General features: G+C 73.0%; 13 protein-coding genes. 7 read left to right on the top strand and 6 right to left on the bottom strand.

Going from position 1 to position 17,553, the window contains the following annotated elements; all coding sequences use genetic code 11:
* Positions 1–229: 229 nt before the first annotated feature.
* The gene (locus ABEA77_RS08400; protein WP_345643479.1) at positions 230–1,837 is read left to right on the top strand and encodes an ATP-binding protein; all 1,608 of its coding nucleotides are present in this window, start codon (positions 230–232) and stop codon (positions 1,835–1,837) included.
* Positions 1,834–2,523 carry a response regulator gene (locus ABEA77_RS08405; RefSeq protein ID WP_345643361.1) on the top strand — a complete coding sequence of 230 codons (690 nt, stop codon included), beginning with the start codon at positions 1,834–1,836 and terminating at the stop codon, positions 2,521–2,523. The genes ABEA77_RS08400 and ABEA77_RS08405 overlap by 4 nt, the downstream gene beginning before the upstream one ends.
* A gap of 139 nt (positions 2,524–2,662) precedes the next feature.
* Here ABEA77_RS08405 and ABEA77_RS08410 read toward each other — a convergent pair whose 3' ends face one another.
* Positions 2,663–3,688 (bottom strand): ATP-dependent 6-phosphofructokinase, encoded by a 1,026-nt coding sequence (locus tag ABEA77_RS08410; protein ID WP_345643364.1) that lies wholly within the window; start codon positions 3,686–3,688, stop codon positions 2,663–2,665.
* Positions 3,689–4,058: 370 nt separating this feature from the next.
* Between ABEA77_RS08410 and pta the strand changes: the two genes are divergently transcribed.
* The 3 genes from pta to pyk all read left to right on the top strand — a co-directional run bounded on the left by pta (position 4,059) and on the right by pyk (position 8,883).
* Positions 4,059–6,146, top strand: a complete 2,088-nt coding sequence (gene pta / locus ABEA77_RS08415; RefSeq protein WP_345643367.1) for a phosphate acetyltransferase — start codon at positions 4,059–4,061, stop codon at positions 6,144–6,146.
* Positions 6,143–7,381 (top strand): acetate kinase, encoded by a 1,239-nt coding sequence (locus ABEA77_RS08420; RefSeq protein WP_345643370.1) that lies wholly within the window; start codon positions 6,143–6,145, stop codon positions 7,379–7,381. The genes pta and ABEA77_RS08420 overlap by 4 nt, the downstream gene beginning before the upstream one ends.
* A gap of 74 nt (positions 7,382–7,455) precedes the next feature.
* On the top strand, positions 7,456–8,883 hold the full coding sequence (gene pyk / locus ABEA77_RS08425) for a pyruvate kinase (RefSeq protein WP_345643373.1): 1,428 nt from the start codon (positions 7,456–7,458) through the stop codon (positions 8,881–8,883).
* A gap of 85 nt (positions 8,884–8,968) precedes the next feature.
* On the opposite strand, the gene ABEA77_RS08430 is transcribed toward pyk, so the two are convergent.
* Entirely contained in the window at positions 8,969–10,417 is a 1,449-nt protein-coding gene (locus ABEA77_RS08430; RefSeq protein WP_345643375.1) for an aromatic amino acid ammonia-lyase, read from the bottom strand.
* Positions 10,418–10,537: 120 nt separating this feature from the next.
* Here ABEA77_RS08430 and ABEA77_RS08435 point away from each other — a divergent pair, with 120 nt between their 5' ends.
* Complete coding sequence (locus ABEA77_RS08435) at positions 10,538–11,893, top strand: MFS transporter (protein ID WP_345643377.1); 1,356 nt, start codon at positions 10,538–10,540, stop codon at positions 11,891–11,893.
* Between the two features lie 10 nt (positions 11,894–11,903).
* On the opposite strand, the gene ABEA77_RS08440 is transcribed toward ABEA77_RS08435, so the two are convergent.
* Complete coding sequence (locus ABEA77_RS08440; protein WP_345643380.1) at positions 11,904–13,148, bottom strand: MFS transporter; 1,245 nt, start codon at positions 13,146–13,148, stop codon at positions 11,904–11,906.
* A 101-nt stretch (positions 13,149–13,249) separates the two neighbouring features.
* Between ABEA77_RS08440 and ABEA77_RS08445 the strand changes: the two genes are divergently transcribed.
* Entirely contained in the window at positions 13,250–14,215 is a 966-nt protein-coding gene (locus ABEA77_RS08445; RefSeq protein WP_345643383.1) for a GlxA family transcriptional regulator, read from the top strand.
* A gap of 93 nt (positions 14,216–14,308) precedes the next feature.
* On the opposite strand, the gene ABEA77_RS08450 is transcribed toward ABEA77_RS08445, so the two are convergent.
* The 3 genes from ABEA77_RS08450 to ABEA77_RS08460 form a co-directional block, all read right to left on the bottom strand.
* Positions 14,309–15,802, bottom strand: coding sequence for a hypothetical protein (locus ABEA77_RS08450; RefSeq protein ID WP_345643386.1), 1,494 nt, complete (start codon positions 15,800–15,802; stop codon positions 14,309–14,311).
* Entirely contained in the window at positions 15,792–16,400 is a 609-nt protein-coding gene (locus ABEA77_RS08455) for a DUF6114 domain-containing protein (RefSeq protein ID WP_345643389.1), read from the bottom strand. The genes ABEA77_RS08450 and ABEA77_RS08455 overlap by 11 nt, the downstream gene beginning before the upstream one ends.
* Positions 16,401–16,750: 350 nt before the next feature.
* Entirely contained in the window at positions 16,751–17,398 is a 648-nt protein-coding gene (locus ABEA77_RS08460; protein ID WP_345643392.1) for a DUF6230 family protein, read from the bottom strand.
* Positions 17,399–17,553: the final 155 nt, after the last annotated feature.

Consider the following 17,553-nt stretch of genomic DNA (forward strand, 5'->3'; position numbering starts at 1 on the left):
CCGTGCTGTGACCCCGGTCACCCTTCTGTTCATTTCGTTCATACGATTTCCGGCCAGGGGTTGTGTGGATATCGCCACCACTCCCCGGGCGCCGGGCAGGGACACTGGCGCCATGCGCTTCTTTCCCACGGCTCTCCCCAGGGCCTTCGCCGCGCCTTTCACCAGGGGCCTCCCCCGGGTCTTCCCCGTGGGACGCAGGCCGCGCAGCCTGGCCGGCCAGCTGTTCGCGATGCAGGCCGTCCTGGTGGCCGTGGTCGTCGCGTGGTGCGCCGTGTTCGCGTACGCCAACGACCGCTCCCAGGCCCGGAGCACCGCGGCGCGCGAGGTGGTGGTCGCGGCGCGCTCCCTCGCGGAGGCGCCGTCCGTGGCGGACGCCATCCGCACGCCCGACCCCTCGGCCGCGCTCCAGCCGTACGCGGAGCGGGTCAGGCGCGACACGAAGGTCGACTTCATCACGATCATGGACACGCACGGCATCCGCTGGACGCATCCCGACCCCCGGCAGATCGGCAAGCGCTTCCTCGGCACCACCGCGCCCGCGCTGCGCGGGAAGACCTTCACCGAGACGTACGCGGGCACGCTCGGCCCCTCGGTCCGTGCGGTCACGCCGGTCAGGGACGGCGGCCGCATCGTCGGCCTGGTGAGCGTGGGCATCACGGTGGAGCGGATATCCAGCCAGGTGATGCACCAGCTCAGGGTGCTCGCCCTGGTGGCGGGCGCGGCGCTGGTGCTGGGCGCGCTCGGCACGTATGTGATCAACGCGCGGCTGCGCCGCCACACGCACGGGCTGGACGCGCGGGCCCTGAGCCGGATGTACGACTACCACCAGGCCGCGCTGCACGCGGTGCGCGAGGGGTTGCTGATGCTCGACGGACGGCGCAGGATCGCGCTGATCAACGACGGCGGCCGGGAGCTGCTGGGGCTCGACGCGTCGGCGGTGGGCCGCCCGGTGGCCGAGCTGGGCCTGCCGGCACCGCTGACCGGCGCGCTGCTCGCGTCCGAGCCCCGGGTCGACGAGGTGCATCTGACGGAGGAGCGGATCGTGGTGGTCAACACCCGGCCCGTGGTGGGCGGCGAGCGCAGCGGTACGGTGGTCACCCTGCGCGATCACACCGAACTACAGGCGCTCTCGGGCGAGTTGGACTCGGAGCGGCGCTTCACCGAGGCGCTGCGCTCGCAGGCGCACGAGGCGGCGAACCGGCTGCACACGGTGGTGTCGCTGATCGAGCTGGGGCGGGTGGACCAGGCCGTCGCGTTCGCCACCTCGGAGCTGGAGCTCGCGCAGGCCCTGACCGACCAGGTGGTCACGGCGGTCGGCGAGCCGGTGCTCGCAGCGCTGCTGCTCGGCAAGGCGGCGCAGGCCAACGAGCGCGGGGTGGAGCTGGTACTCGCCCCTGACAGCAGGATGGACGACGGGGTGCTGCCGCCGACGCTGTCCACCCGCGACCTGGTGACGATCCTCGGCAACCTCGTCGACAACGCCGTGGACGCCGCGGGTTCCGGCGAGGGCCCGGCGAGGGTCACGGTGACGGCACGCGTAGAGCCCGCGCCCGCGCGGGCGGAGGAGGGCGCCGCGGAGGACGGCGCCGCGGTGGGAGAGCTGTTGTTGCGGGTGCGCGACACCGGCCCGGGAGTCGCGCCCGAGCAGGCCGACGAGGTGTTCAGGCGCGGCTGGTCGACCAACGGTCCGGGCCGGGGGCTCGGCCTCGCGCTCGTACGGCAGGCCGTGCACCGGGCGCACGGCAGCGTGGCGGTGGCCGGGGCTGAGGGCGGCGGCGCGGAGTTCACGGTGCGGCTGCCGCTGGCCGGCGCGCGGGCCGGGGCGGTGGCCCCGTGACCGGGGGCGAGCCGATCCGGGTGCTGATCGTGGAGGACGACCCGGTCGCGGCCGACGCGCACGAACTGTACGTGGGCCGGGTGCCGGGGTTCACGGCGGTGGGTGTCGCGCACAGCCGCGCCGAGGCGGTGCGGCTGCTCGACCGGCGGGCGGTCGACCTGATCCTGCTCGACCTCTATCTGCCGGACGGCCACGGGCTCCAGCTGCTGCGGGCGATGCGGGCGGGCGGCCACCAGGCCGACGTGGTGGCGGTGACCTCGGCACGGGACCTGGCGCTGGTCAGGGAGGGCGTCTCCCTCGGCGTGGTGCAGTACGTGCTGAAACCCTTCACCTTCGCGACGCTGCGCGAACGCCTCGTGCGCTACGCGGAGTTCAGGGGCGCCGCCGGGGAGGCCAGCGGCCAGGACGAGGTGGACCGCGCGCTCGGCGCCCTGCGCGCGCCGGAGCCCGCGGCGCTGCCCAAGGGGCTCAGCGCGCCCACGCTGACCGCCGTCACCACGGCGCTGCGCGCCTCGGACGCGGGTCTGACCGCGGCCGAACTCGCCGTCGAGGTCGGCATCTCCCGCATCACGGCCCGCCGCTATCTGGAGCACCTGGTCACCGCCCACCGCGCGGAGCGCAGCCCGCGCTACGGCCAGGTGGGCCGCCCGGAACTCCAGTACCGCTGGCTCCCGGCCCGCCACTGACCCGCACGCCCGCGCACCCCACGGCTCCGGGCGCGCGACGCGGGGACAGCGCGGCGGAAGACTGTCGGGGACAGGGCGGCGGCCGGGGGCAGAGGACTGCCGGGGACAGCGCGGTGGCCGGGGCAGAAGGCTGTCGGGGTCAGAAGACCGACTCGGCCTCGAACATCCGGTTCTCCGGGACGGTCTTGAGGCGGGTGACCGCCTCTGCCAGCGGGACCATCTCGATGGCGGTGCCGCGCAGCGCGGTCATCCGGCCGAACTCGCCGCGGTGCGCGGCCTCGACGGCGTGCCATCCGAAGCGGGTGGCGAGGACGCGGTCGTACGCGGTCGGGGTGCCGCCGCGCTGCACATGGCCGAGGATGACCGGCTTGGCCTCGGTGCCGAGCCGGCGTTCGAGCTCGGCGGCGAGGCGGTTGCCGATGCCGAGGAAGCGTTCGTGGCCGAACTGGTCGATCTCGCCGCGGCGGTAGTCCATGGTGCCCTCGGCCGGGTGGGCGCCCTCGGCGACGCAGATCACGGCGAACTTCTTGCCGCGCTCGAAGCGCTCCCTCACCATCTTGACCAGCTTGTCGACCTCGAAGGGCCGCTCGGGCAGGCAGATCCCGTGCGCGCCGCCCGCCATGCCGGACTCCAGCGCGATCCACCCGGCGTGCCGGCCCATGACCTCGACGACCATCACACGCTGGTGGGACTCCGCGGTGGTCTTGAGGCGGTCTATGGCCTCGGTGGCGACGCCGACCGCGGTGTCGAAGCCGAAGGTGCGGTCCGTGGAGTGGATGTCGTTGTCGATGGTCTTCGGGACGCCGACCACCGGCATGCCCGCGTCGGACAGCAGCCGCGCGGCCGTCAGCGTCCCCTCGCCGCCGATCGGGATGAGCACGTCGATGCCGTAGCGCATGGCCAGCTCCCGGCAGTTCTCCGCGGCCTCGCGCAGCCGGTCGCGCTCCAGCCGCGCGGAGCCGAGGATGGTGCCGCCGCGGGCCAGGATGCCGCTCACCGCGTTGAGGTCGAGGGGCCTGAAGTGGCCGTCGAGCAGGCCCTTGAAGCCGTCCTCGAAGCCGATCACGTCGTCGCCGTGCTCGGCCATGGCGCGGTGCACGACCGAGCGGATCACGGCGTTCAGCCCCGGGCAGTCGCCGCCCGCTGTGAGAATTCCGATACGCATGGTCGCTGTCGTCTCCTGCTCCTGCTCTGCGGCGGCCGACGCGGTGGCCGGGCCGGCCCGGTCGGTGGCCGTGTACCGATCCTGCCACGGTCCAGGGGCCCGCAGCGCACCGGCCGCACGGCGCTCAGAAGCGCTCCGGGGAGCACATCCGCGCGCCCGTGGCGACCGGGTCGCGGCCCGTACGGCCCCGGAGCGCTCTACCCATCCGCCCGGGTTACTGTCAAGAGGGCGTACGCCACCGGATCGCGGGCTCGGCGCGGGGCCGGGCGCCCCGCGGGTGGGGGTACGCGGAGAGCCATTGATGTTGACAGGCGTCAGGCGTCGGGCGTCAGGCGACGGACGACGGACGACGGAACGAGGGGAGCACGGGGTGACGCGCGGCGTGTACGTGACCGGGATCGACCGCGGGGACGGGCGGCAGGTGGTCGAGCTGGGGGTCATGGAGCTGCTGACCCGGCAGGTGGACCGGGTGGGGGTGTTCAGGCCGCTGGTGCACGACCGCCCGGACCGGATGTTCGAGCTGCTGCGCTCGCGCTACCGCCTCTCCCAGGACCCGGACACGGTCTACGGCCTCGACTACCGCACGGCGTCCGTGCTCCAGGCGGAGAGCGGCACGGACGAGCTGGTGTCCCGGCTGGTGGACGGGTTCCACCGGGTGGCCGCCGCGTACGACGTGGTGCTGGTGCTGGGCACGGACTTCGCCGCCACGCAGCTCCCCGACGAGCTGGCGCTCAACGCCCGCCTCGCCAACGAGTTCGGCACGTCCGTGATCGCCGTCGTCGGCGGCAAGGACCAGCACGCCGAGTCGGTGCGCGCGGAGGCGCGCAACGCGTTCAGGGCGTACGAGGCGCTCGGCTGCGACGTGATGACGCTGGTGGTGAACCGGGTAGCGGCCGAGGATCGCGACGCGATCGCCGCGGGACTGGGCGGGCAGCTGCCTGTCCCCTGCTACGTGCTGCCCGACCACGCGGCGCTCGCGGCGCCGACCGTCGCGCAGGTCACCGGGGCGCTCGGGGGGACGGTGCTGCTCGGCGACGACTCCGGGCTCGCCCGCGACGCGCTCGGTTTCGTCTTCGGCGGGGCGATGCTGCCCAACCTGCTGGGCGCGCTGACGCCCGGCTGCGTGGTGATCACGCCGGGGGACCGCGCGGACATCGTGGTGGGGGCGCTGGCCGCGCACTCGGCGGGCACACCGCCGATCGCCGGGGTCGTGCTGACCCTGGACGAGCGGCCCGACGACTCCGTCCTGCGGCTCGCGGAGCGGCTCGCGCCCGGCACGCCCGTGGTCTCGGTGGCCCAGGGGTCCTTCCCGACGGCCGCGCGCCTCTTCGCCCTTGAGGGCAAGCTCACCGCGGGCACGCCGCGCAAGGCGGAGACCGCGCTCGGCCTCTTCGAGCGGTACGTGGACACGGCGGACCTGGTCGAGCGGCTCTCGGTCGAGCGGGGCGCGCGCGTCACGCCGATGATGTTCGAGCACGACCTGCTGGAGCAGGCGCGCGCGGTGCGCCGCCGGGTGGTGCTGCCGGAGGGCACCGAGGAGCGGGTGCTGCGCGCGGCCGACGTGCTGCTGCGCAGGGACGTGTGCGACCTGACGCTGCTCGGCGACCCGGACACGATCCGCAAGCGGGCCGCGGACCTCGGCGCCGACCTCGGGGACGCACACCTCGTCGACCCGGCCGTCTCCGATCTGCGCAAGCGGTTCGCCGAGCGGTACGCCGAGCTGCGCGCGCACCGGGGCGTGACGGTGGAGCTGGCGTACGACGTGGTGGCGGACGTGAACTACTTCGGGACGCTGATGGTGGAGGCGGGCCTCGCGGACGGCATGGTCTCCGGGTCCGTGCACTCCACGGCGGCCACCATCCGCCCGGCGTTCGAGATCATCAAGACCCGCCCCGGCGCCTCGATCGTCTCCTCGGTCTTCTTCATGTGCCTGGCCGACCGCGTCCTGGTGTACGGGGACTGCGCGGTCAACCCGGACCCGGACGCCGAGCAGCTCGCGGACATCGCCGTGCAGGCGGCCGCGACGGCGGAGCGATTCGGCGTGGACCCGCGGATCGCGATGCTGTCGTACTCGACCGGCACGTCGGGTTCGGGCGCGGATGTCGACAAGGTTCGCGAGGCGACGCTCCGGGTACGCGAGGCGCACCCGGACCTGCGGATCGAGGGGCCGATCCAGTACGACGCGGCCGTGGAGCCGTCCGTCGCGGCGACGAAGCTGCCGGGCTCCGAGGTGGCGGGCCGGGCGACGGTGCTGGTCTTCCCCGACCTGAACACCGGCAACAACACGTACAAGGCGGTCCAGCGGTCGGCGAACGCGGTCGCGGTCGGGCCGGTCCTGCAAGGACTGCGCAAGCCCGTGAACGACCTCTCGCGGGGCGCGCTGGTCCAGGACATCGTCAACACCGTCGCGATCACCGCCATCCAGGCGCAGGCGGCGCAGGAGGAAGAGACCGTATGAGCAGGCCCGCACGCGTCCTGGTGCTGAACTCGGGCTCGTCGTCGCTGAAGTACCAGCTGATCGACATGGACTCGGGCGACCGGCTCGCGTCAGGTCTTGTGGAGCGGATCGGCGAGCGCTCCTCCCGCGTCGTGCACACCCCGCTCGCGCCGGCCGGCGGGCGCAGAGAGCGCACGGAGCGGGTCGCGGACCACGGCGAGGCGCTGCGCGCCGCCTCGGCGGAGCTGCGCGCCGACGGCCTCGGCCTCGACTCCCCCGAGGTGGCCGCGGTCGGCCACCGGGTGGTGCACGGCGGGCCCCGGTTCACCGAGCCCGCGCTCGTCGACGACGACGTACTCGCGGAGATCGAGAAGCTGGTGCCGCTCGCGCCGCTGCACAACCCGGCGAACCTGATGGGCATCCGCACCGCCCGGGAGCTGCGCCCCGACCTGCCGCAGGTCGCGGTCTTCGACACGGCGTTCCACGCGACGATGCCGGAGCACGCGTACCGCTACGCGGTCGACACGGCGACCGCGGACGCGCACCTGGTGCGCCGCTACGGCTTCCACGGCACGTCGCACGCGTATGTCTCGCGCCGCGCGGCCGAGCTGCTGGGACGCCCGCTTGAGGACACCAACGTGATCGTCCTGCACCTGGGCAACGGCGCCTCGGCCTCCGCGGTGGCGGGCGGCCGCTGCGTGGACACCTCGATGGGGCTCACCCCCCTCGAAGGGCTCGTGATGGGCACGCGCTCCGGGGACATCGACCCGGCGGTGGTGTTCCACCTGTCGCGGGTCGCCGGTATGGGCATCGACGAGATCGATGAACTTCTGAACAAGAAAAGCGGACTTGTCGGTCTCTGCGGGGACAACGACATGCGCGAGATCCGGCGCAGGATCGACGAGGGCGACCGCGCGGCGGAACTCGCCTTCGCCGTCTACACGCACCGGCTGCGGAAATACATCGGCGCCTATACGGCGGTGCTCGGCCGGGTGGACGCGGTGGTGTTCACAGCGGGGGTGGGTGAGAACGCGGCGGAGGTGCGGGAGGCTGCCGTCGCGGGCCTCGAAGGGTTCGGCCTCGCGGTGGACGCCGGCCGCAACGCCGTGCGGTCGGGCGAGCCGCGGCTCGTCTCGCCGGAGGGGGCGCGGGTCGCCGTCGCCGTGGTGCCGACCGACGAGGAGCTGGAGATCGCGCGGCAGACTTTCGCACTCGCCTCTTCCCGTGACGGCGGCCCGGAGAAAAGACACGCCTGAGCGGGGTACTGCCCATTTGTATTTTTCACCAGGCGGAATATTCCGCCGGGAAACAAACCGATAGGATCAGCCTCATGCGCCGTTCCAAAATCGTCTGCACCCTGGGCCCAGCCGTTGATTCCTACGAGCAGCTGAAGGCTCTCATCGAGGCCGGCATGAACGTGGCCCGTCTGAACATGAGCCACGGCAGCCACGAGGAGCACCAGGGCCGCTACGACCGCGTCCGCAGGGCCTCGGCCGACACCGGCCGCGCCGTGGGTGTGATGGTCGACCTCCAGGGCCCCAAGATCCGCCTGGAGACCTTCGCCGAGGGCCCCGTCGAGCTGGTGCGCGGTGACGAGTTCACCATCACCACCGAGGACGTCCCCGGCGACAAGACCATCTGCGGGACCACGTACAAAGGCCTGCCGGGCGACGTCGCCAAGGGCGACCCGGTCCTGATCAACGACGGCAACGTCGAGCTGCGGGTCGTCGAGGTGTCGGGGCCTCGGGTGAAGACCATGGTGGTCGAGGGTGGCGTCATCTCCGACCACAAGGGCATCAACCTGCCGGGCGCCGCGGTCAACGTGCCCGCGCTGTCCGACAAGGACATCGAGGACCTGCGCTTCGGCCTGCGGATGGGCTGCGACATGGTCGCGCTGTCCTTCGTGCGGGACGCGCAGGACGTGGTGGACGTCCACAAGGTCATGGACGAGGAGGGCCGCCGGGTCCCGGTCATCGCCAAGGTCGAGAAGCCGCAGGCCGTCGCCAACATGGAGGCGGTCGTCGCGGCGTTCGACAGCGTCATGGTGGCCCGCGGCGACCTGGCCGTCGAGTATCCGCTCGAAAAGGTCCCGATGGTGCAGAAGCAGCTCATCGAGCTGTGCAGGCGGAACGCGAAGCCGGTGATCGTGGCGACCCAGATGATGGAGTCGATGATCACCAACTCCCGCCCGACGCGCGCCGAGGCGTCCGACGTGGCCAACGCGATCCTGGACGGCGCGGACGCGGTCATGCTGTCGGCGGAGTCCTCGGTGGGCGCGTACCCCGTCGAGACCGTCAAGACGATGTCGAAGATCGTCACGGCCGCCGACAAGGAACTGCTCTCCAAGGGCCTCGAACCGCTGGTCGAGGGACGCAAGCCGCGCACGCAGGGCGGCTCGGTCGCCCGCGCGGCCTGCGAGATCGCGGACTTCCTCGACGGCAGGGCGCTGGTCGCGTTCACACAGTCGGGCGACACGGCGCGCCGGCTCTCCCGCTACCGCGCCTGCCAGCCGATCCTCGCCTTCACCACCGACGAGGCGACCCGCAATCAGCTCGCGCTCAGCTGGGGCGTGGAGTCCTTCGTGGTGCCGTGGGTCGGCACCACGGACGAGATGGTCGACCTGGTGGACGTGGAGCTGTCGAAGCTCCAGCGCTTCGGCGAGGGCGACACCATGGTCATCACCGCGGGCTCGCCCCCCGGGGTGCCCGGCACCACCAACATGGTCCGGGTCCACCACCTGGGCGGCACACAGCTCTGAGCCGCACGGCGGCGCCCACGGCGGGCCGCGCTCCCCCGACCGGGGGGGCGCGGCCCGCCGTCGTACGTCCGCCGCCCGCGGCCGGTCAGAGGTCGGCGAGGAACGGGACGATGTTCTCGGCGGCCGCTATCTCCGCCGTCAGCGGGTGGTCCTCGCGCACCAGGGGCAGCACCTGTTGCGCCCGGTGGAGTGCCTCGGCGACCGGGGTGTCCGGCAGGTCGGGCGTCCGCAGCGACAGCGCGCGCACCACGCCGAGCAGCTCGCAGGCGAGCACCGTGCGGTACGCGCTCACCGCCTCGGTCGTGCTGTGCGCGGCCTGCGAGGCGAAGCTCGCGTGGTCCTCCAGACCGCGGGAGATGATCGCGGTGCCCAGGGTCACGGGCGAGGCCGCGTGCCTGAGCCTGCTGAGCGCGTCGTGCGACACGTACTCCAGGATCATGATCCCCGAACTGCCCGCGGGGCCGTCCGCGAGGAACGGCGCAAGGCCCGTCAGGTCGGGCTCCACCAGGTCGCTCAGCCGCGCGCTCGACAGCTCCGCGACATGGTGCAGCGCCGCCCGCAGCCGGTCGAGGCCGAGCGCGAGGTGCGAGGTCGCGAAGTGGCCGTGGTGGTAGACGCGGCCGGTCTCGGCGTCGATGAACGGGTTCTCCGCGGCCGCGTTGATGTCGATCTCCAGCACGGCGCGCAGGGCGTCGGCCGCCTCCAGCGCGGGCCCCTGCACCTGCGGGAAGGCGCGCAGCCCGAACGGGTCCTGGAGCCTGGCGCCGTCAGCGGGCTCCGCCTCGCCCCACAGCAGCCTGCGCATCTCGGCCGCGCAGTGCACCGAGCCGGGGTGCGGGCGCTGCGCGTGCACCCGGGTGGCGAACGCCTCGGGCGAGCCGTCGAGCGCCACGTACGAGAGCGCCGCGACCACATGGCTCGCGCGCAGCAGCCTGCTCAGGTCGGACCAGGCGAGGACGGAGGTGGCGAGGGTGGCGGCGTTGCTGGAGATGAAGGCGAGCGCGTCGCCCGGACTGATCGGCACGGGGTCGAGGTGACCGCTCGCCCAGGGCCGCTCGCCCGCGAGGGTCAGCGCGATCTCGGCGAGCGCGCCGAGGTCGCCGGTGCCGATGGAGCCGCGCGCGTGGGGCGCGGGCACGGCCCCGGCGCGCAGCGCGGCGGCGAGCGCCTCCAGGATCCGCGGGTGGACTCCGCTGCCCGCCGCGGCGAGCTGGTTGAGGCGGATGAGGAGGGTGGCCCGTACGGTGTCCTCCGGGGTCCGCGGTCCCGAGGTGCCGGCGTGGCTGCGCAGCAGGCGCAGCCCGTGCTGGTCGACGGAGTCCGGGTCGACGACCTCGTGGCGGTTGGCGCCGACTCCTGTGGTCCTTCCGTAGACGGCCCGCTTGGTCTCGCTGTCCCGTGCGACCCGGTACGCCTGGAGCGCGCGTTCCAGCGCCTTCCCGTCGAGGCTGACCGCCTGGCCGCGCCGCGCGACCCGTACGACGTCCTCGGGGCGCAGCCCGCGTCCGTCGACGCGGAGGGTGCCAGAGCCCATGCCGTTCACCTCCTTGACAACTATTCATTCATGAATGAGGCTCCATGAAACTTGTTATTCAGGACCTTGGCAAGAGGGCGGGCACCGCTGCCCGCGCCGCGGATGGGACCACGTGGAACGATGCCTGATCACGACCTGACGACGCAGGCCACGGGGCCGGCCCGGGTGACCTTCGACGACGCGCCGCTCAACAGATTCCACCTGAAGATCACGGCGCTGACGTTCGGGGCCAACTTCTCCGACGGCTACCAGCTCGGCGTCATCGGGATCGCGCTGACGCTCATCACCCCGCAGATGCACCTCGGCTCCGTGTGGGAGGGCCTCCTCGGCGCGTCCGCGCTGATCGGGATCTTCGTCGGCAGCATCTGCCTGGGCTGGCTCGCCGACCGCATCGGCCGCCAGCAGCTGTACATGCTGAACTTCCTGCTGATCACGCTCGCCTCGGTCGCCCAGTTCTGGGTCCAGGGGCCCGGCCTGCTGTTCGTGCTGCGCATCCTGATCGGCATCGGGATCGGCGCGGACTACGCGATCGGCCCGACGCTCGTCGCGGAGTTCTGTCCCCGCCGCAGTCGCGGGTTCCTGCTGGCCTCGCTGACCGCGATGTGGACGGTCGGCTACATCTGCTCGTACTTCTTCGGCAACTGGCTGGTGGGGTACGGCGGCGACAGCTGGCGCTGGCTGCTGGCGAGCAGCGCCCTGCCCGCCCTCGCGGTGCTCCTGCTGCGCGTCGGCACCCCGGAGTCGCCGCGCTGGCTGGTCAGCAAGGGCAGGATCGACGAGGCGCGCTCGGTCGTCGCCCGCTACATCGGCGAGAACGTGGACTTCCAGTCCATCGTGACGCCCGTGCGCCAGGGAGCCGCGCGGGACGACGCGGTGGACGCCGCCGCGTACCGGCGGCTGTTCTCCGCGGAGCAGTGGCGCAAGACGGCCTTCGGCATCCTGTACTACAACTGCCAGGTCATCCCGTACTTCGCGATCTACACCTTCCTGCCCGTCGTCATGGCGAAGTTCCACCTCGAAGAGGGGTTCCTCGGCGACGGGCTGCTCAATGTCTTCCTGCTCCTCGGGAGCATCGCCGGGCTCTGGTTCACCGCGCGCCTCTCCCGCCGCTCCTTCGTGATCGGCTCGTTCGTGGTGATGGCCCTGGCGCTCGGCCCGCTGGGCGTGTGGCCCGGCGGGCCGGGCGTCGTGCTGTTCGTGCTGTTCCTGGTCTTCACGTTCACCATGTCGGCGGCGTCCAACCTGGACCAGGTCTATCCGCCGGAGCTGTTCTCCACCGCGCTGCGCAGCTCGGGCGTCGGCCTGCTGAACGGCGTCAGCAGGATCGGCTCGGCCGCCGGCACGTTCCTGCTTCCGATGAGCATCGACCACCTGGGCTTCTCCGTGTCGATGACGGCGCTCGCCGGCTTCCTCGTACTGGGCGCCCTGGTCTCCTTCGTCTGGGCCCCCGAGACCTCGGACGTCGTCCTGGAGTGAGGGCGGCGCGTCACGCGTCCCCGGCCCGCGCGGCCGACAGGTCGAGCGCCTCGGCCGCCGCGCCCTTGCGCCGCCCGTACCTGCCCTGCCACAGCAGCAGCGGTACGGACACGGCGAGCACCAGCACCCCCGACATCCGCCACCCCAGGGTGTCGAACGCGGTCGCGGATAGCAGCGAGGCGACGACCGAGGCGGCACCGGTGGCGCCCTCCACGACCGCCTGGAGGCGGGAGCCCCGCCCGGTGGCGTAGCTGCGTACGAGGAACGCCGTCCCCGCCAGATAGGTGAAGTTCCACCCCGCTCCCGCGCAGACCATCGCCGCCATCATGGCCGCTGCGCCGTCGCCCGACGCCCCGGCGAGCCCGCCGGACACCGTGATCCCGATGCCCGTGAGCGCCGTGTGCCAGGGGCCGATCCTGCGCATCAGCTCCCCACCGAGCAGCGCGGGGGCGAACATGCCGACCAGGTGCCACTGGATCAGCGCGGCCCCGAACCCGGCCGGGTGGTGGGCGTGGGCGTTGGCGAGCGGGCCGATCGCCATGACGAGCGTCATCAGGGCGCCCGACAGCGGCAGCAGGACCAAGGCGGCCGTGAGGTTGGGGTTGCCGCGGCTCTCGGCGAAGGTCGCGGGACCCCGCGAGGCCCCGCCGTCCACGGCGGGGTCCCTGCGGGGCTCGCGGGAGATCGTCAGGGCGAGCGGGACCGCGGTGAGGCCGAGCACCGCGACGAGCGCGTACGAACCGGTGAACTCGACCGGGAACGCGCGCGAGGCGGCCAGCGCGGCGAACGGCCCGAGGAAGGCCGCGACCAGGCCGCCGTACATCACGGCCGACAGCGCGCGCTCCTTGCGGCCCGCAGGGGCGAGGTCCGCCGCCAGGTAGCGGATGTACCCGCCGGTGGAGCGGTACGCCCCCAGCAGGGAGGTGGCCGCGCACAGCAGCCAGAACGCGTCCGCGTACACGGCGGCCGTCGCGAGCAGCCCGCCGGCCACGGCGCAGCCGCCGCCGAGCGCCATCACCGCGCGGTAGCCGATGCGGGCGGTCAGCAGTCCCGCCGCCACCGACGCCACCAGGCCGAAGCCGGTGATCAGGGTGAGCGGCAGCGTCGCGAGGAGCGGGGTGGGTGCCAGGCGGAGCCCGGCGAGCGAGGTGAGGGTCAGGTCGACGCTGACCGCGCCGTAGTAGATCGTCTGCGACGCGACCAGCCGGAGCAGGTCGGCGGCAGGGTGGGCGGAGGCCGGTGGCCTGGGGGACATGCGGGGCTCTCCTGGGACGGGCGGACGGGCGTCTCCCACCCTGCTCGGTCCGCCGCTCCCCCACGAGTGGCCGGAATGCCAGTGTTCGCTAGCATCCCGCCATGACCGTCCTGCCCGCCGCGGCTCCGCCGCACCGCATCGCCGTCCTCCTCCTCGACCCGGTCCTTCCCCTGGACACGGGCATCCCGCTCCAGGTCTTCGGCCGGGCCTCGCTCCCCGCGTACGAGGTGACCACCGCGTCCCTCGGGGGACGGCCGGTGCGGGCGCCCGGCGGCCTCACGGTGTCGCCCGGGGGCGGCCTCGGCGTGCTGGCCGACGCCGACACCGTGATGGTGCCGGGATACGCGCGCCACGACGCGCCGCTCGACCCCGCGGTGCTCGACGCGCTGCGCGCCGCGGACGGCCGCGGGGCGCGGATGGTCTCGATCTGCAGCGGGGCGTTCGCCCTCGCCCAGGCGGGCGTCCTCGACGGCAGGCGGGCCACCACGCACTGGGCGAGCTGCGCGAAACTCGCCGAGCGCTACCCGCGGGTGACGGTCGACCCCGATGTGCTCTACGTCGACGAGGGCCGCGTGCTCACCTCGGCGGGCGTGGCCGCGGGCATCGATCTGTGCCTGCACATCCTGCGCCGCGACCACGGCTCCGCCGTGGCCAACACCGTGGCCAGGCGCATCGTCGCCGCGCCCCGGCGGGAGGGCGAGCAGCGCCAGTTCATCGAGTACGCGGACGCGCCGTGCGGCGAGGACGTGCTGTCGGCGACCCGCGCGTGGATGCTGGCACAGCTGCACGAGCCGCTGACGGTGGCGCGGATGGCGGCGCACGCGCGGATGTCGGAGCGCGGCTTCACGCGGCACTTCACGGCACAGACGGGGCTGCCGCCGCTGCGCTGGCTGCACGCACAGCGCGTCGACCGTGCCAAGCAGCTGCTGGAGTCGACGGACCTGCCGGTGGACGAGGTCGCGGCGCGCTCCGGGCTCGGCTCCGCGGCGAACCTCCGCGTCCACTTCAAGCGGGCCACCCGGCTGGCGCCGCTCGCGTACCGCAAGGCGTTCGGCGCGGCGGGGTGAGCGGGGCGGCGGCGGGTGAGCGCGGCGCATACGCGGGCGGCCCGCTGCCCCGGAAGGGGGCGCGGGCCGCCCGCGCGAGGCCGGCGTGGCCGGTCAGCCGATGGTGTTGTGGAGGCCCTTCGTGCTGAGCGTGCCGCCGAACTGGCCCGCCTGGTCGACCTTGGCGTTGGTGAAGAACACCGAGGGGATCTGGATGGGCGGCGGGAAGTCCGGGCTGAAGGTGATCGGCAGCAGGCCGAGCAGATTGCCCGAGAGCTTCTCGGTGTACATCGTGACCGGCCCGTCGATGGTCGACGTGCTGCCGGGCGCCGTGGTGATCTGCGTGTGGGTGGCGATGTTCCCGTTCGCGTCCCGGTTGTCGACCGTCTGGTGCAGGTCCTTGATGTCGATCGAGTCCGCCGTGAACTTCATGACGCGCTTCGTGGTCCCCGAGGCGGTCTTGATGTCCACGAGCCCGCGGTAACAGAGCCCGTTCAGGCCCAGGTTGCTGCTCGTCAGGTGCCAGGCGTCGGTCGCCATCGAGGGCGCGTCGGCGTCCTGCGAGGGCGGTTTGAGGATCGGCAGCAGGTTGTCGCAGGGCCCGTCGTCGCAGGATCCTGAGTCGGCCTCTGCCGAGTCCTTCGTGGCCGGCTGGGTGTCGCTGAAGGGGATGCCCTTCTGCTTCAGCAGGTCCCTGATCGCCTGGGTCCTGGTCTCGGCCGTCCCCGCCTTCGCCTTGGAGAGGCCGCCGACAGTGCCCTTCACGGCCTTGGAGCCGGACGCGTCCTTCTTCGGCGCGTCGCCGTCCTCGCCCGGGGCGGTGCCGCCTCCGGAGTCCCCGGAGTCGTCGGATGCCTTCGCGTCGCCCGCGTCCTTGCCCGAGCCACCGAGGAGCGACCCGGTGGGCGCGGCGCCCTTGTCCTGCGCCGTGGACGTGTCCGCCGTGGATCCCGGCGCCTTGGCGCCCGTCGCCCCGGACGCGTCGGCGCTCGGGGTCGCTTCGGGCGTCGGCGAGTCGGACGGGGAGGCGGAGGAAGAGCCGCCGCCGAGCAGGCCGCCGAGCGCCGAGCCGAGTCCGCCGAGGAGCCCGCCGCCGCTGCCGTTCCCGCTGCCGCCGCCCGGCGCGGACGAGGACTGCGAGGGCTCGGGCGCCTTCCGCGTGGCGGATGCCGAGGGATCGGCGGAGGTGGACGGCTCAGGGTCGGCCGACGAGCCGGCCTTGCCGGTGCCGGTGCCGCCGCCGTCGCGGTGCGCCGTGGCACCCGTGGACGCGGAGGGGCCGGGCGTGGCGGACGCCGAGGGCGAGCCGGAGGGCGAGGCCGTGCCGGACGCCTCGGAGTCGTCGGAACGGCTCACGCACGGGTTCGGGTTGGCCGTCTTGCCCGTGCTGTCGTCGGCGAGCGCGAGCCGCGGCGTCAGGCCCATGCCGACGAAGACGGCGGTGGGCATGGCGGCGAGCATCATCGCCTTGCCCGCCGGCACGTGGAACTTGGTCAGCAGCGACTTCCGGGGCGCCGCGTGGCGCGCCGCGTGCCGCGGGCCCGTGGCTCTCCTGAACTCCTCGGCGTCTCCCGGCAGGGCCTGAGCCCCCGTCTGGTCATCCCGCACTGTGCCTCCCGCCCCTGCCCCTCGCGGGGCCGTCGTGCGTTCCGGCGCTGTCGTCCACCCCCGCGCGGGGGCCCGGGAACAGGGAGTCGGCCCCGGTCGGACCGGCGGTCCTGAACATGTCCCCGTGGGTCTCGCCGTCCCCGCGTTCCTCGGGCGCGGGGGCCCGGGTCGCGGGTCGCTCCGCGGGCCTGCCGGGCGCCCAGGAGACGGACAGGCAGCCGCCGACGAGGGCCAGCAGGAAGCCGACGAAGAACCCGCCCAGGTTGGAGACGGGGATGGAGACCAGCGCGAGCAGGATCGCGGCGACGCCTGCGAACACCCGGACGATGGAGTGGAACCACATCGTCAGCCCGAGCGTGAACAGCAGGACGCCGATGATCAGCGAGCCGGCGCCCGCGGTCGTCGCCAGGGCGAGGGTGAGATTACCGATGTGGAGATGGGCGTAGGGAAAGTAGCCGATCGGCAGTCCGCTGAGGAGGGTGAGAAGACCCGCCCAGAAGGGCCTCTTGCCGCGCCAGGCGCGGAACCTCAGCCTCCAGTACCTGAACCCGCCGTCGCGCTCCGGGGTCACAAGGGTGTCCGCGGTCTCGGCGCTCATGGAAAACAGCTCCCTGGAACCGGCATGGCCTTGCGGCATGCCATGAGATGGAGGGGTGGCGGGCGGGACGCGCGGCCCGCGCGGGACTCCCGCCCCGTGCGCCGCCCGCCCCGCCCGTCGGCAGGTGCCCCGGGCCTCCGGTCCGGATCACGCCGGGTCAGGAACCGGCCCGGCCCGGACGAGAGACCCTAGGGCCTCTCGTGTGGGTCATGCCGGGCTCGCGTGTCCCGGCACCGCGTCTCGTGGCGTTGTCGGCGGTCGCCATGGCTCCGCCATGACTCCCTCCTCCGCCTCGCGATCCGCGGCGCCGGACCCCGCTCCCAGATCCGCCCTGATCCGGACGGAAGACCCTAGTAGCACCCCTTGTCACCCGATGCCAGCGCCATGTGCAGCCCGCTGAGGTTGAACGTGCCGGCGGTGGTGGCCCAGGCGGTCTGCTTCACACCCGTCAGGACCGCGCTGTCCGCGTCCTGCGCGAACGAGTCGCCCGCGACCCTGTCCCGGTCGCCGGGGGCCACCCCGGCGTACTTGCCGTCGTTCGTCGACCCGGCCGACTGGCCGATGTTGATGTTGTTGAACGTCGCGCTGGTGGTGCTCAGGTCGTCCAGGTCGATGTACAGGTTGGTCGCCGTGACCGGGTTCCCCGCGTCCTTGCCGGCGCTCAGCGTCATGGTGACGTCGCCGAACCCGGGGATCGGCGTGACCACCGACTGGCAGAGGTTCGTGATCTTCGCCGACTTGAAGCCGTTGACCGCGACCGGGTGGCTGGCCTTCTTGCCGTTCTCGGACGCCCCGTAGTCGACGGCGGCGTACTGGGTGAAGCCCGTGCCGTCGAGCCGGTCGGCCTTGACCTTGAAATCCTGCCCCGAGACGCTGAAGGACGCGGCGAGCGCCCCCTGCGACAGGGCCACGCCGATCGCTGCGGTCGCGGCCACGCTCGGCACCATGACCACGGCGAAGCGCTTCCATCTGGTCCCACCACGCACTGGGGACTCCATGTGTTTCCTCCTTCTCGGACGTACATCGCCACGCGGACGTGGGGACCGCCATGGGATGGGGAGAAGTGCTACGTCCCCGGGAAGGAGAGCGCCCGCTGTGTCGTACGCGAGCCGCGCCGATCCACCGGTCGATCACCCCCGAGCGACAACCACTG

This window comes from Streptomyces tremellae, assembly GCF_039540215.1.
Taxonomy (GTDB): Bacteria; Actinomycetota; Actinomycetes; order Streptomycetales; family Streptomycetaceae; genus Streptomyces; species Streptomyces tremellae.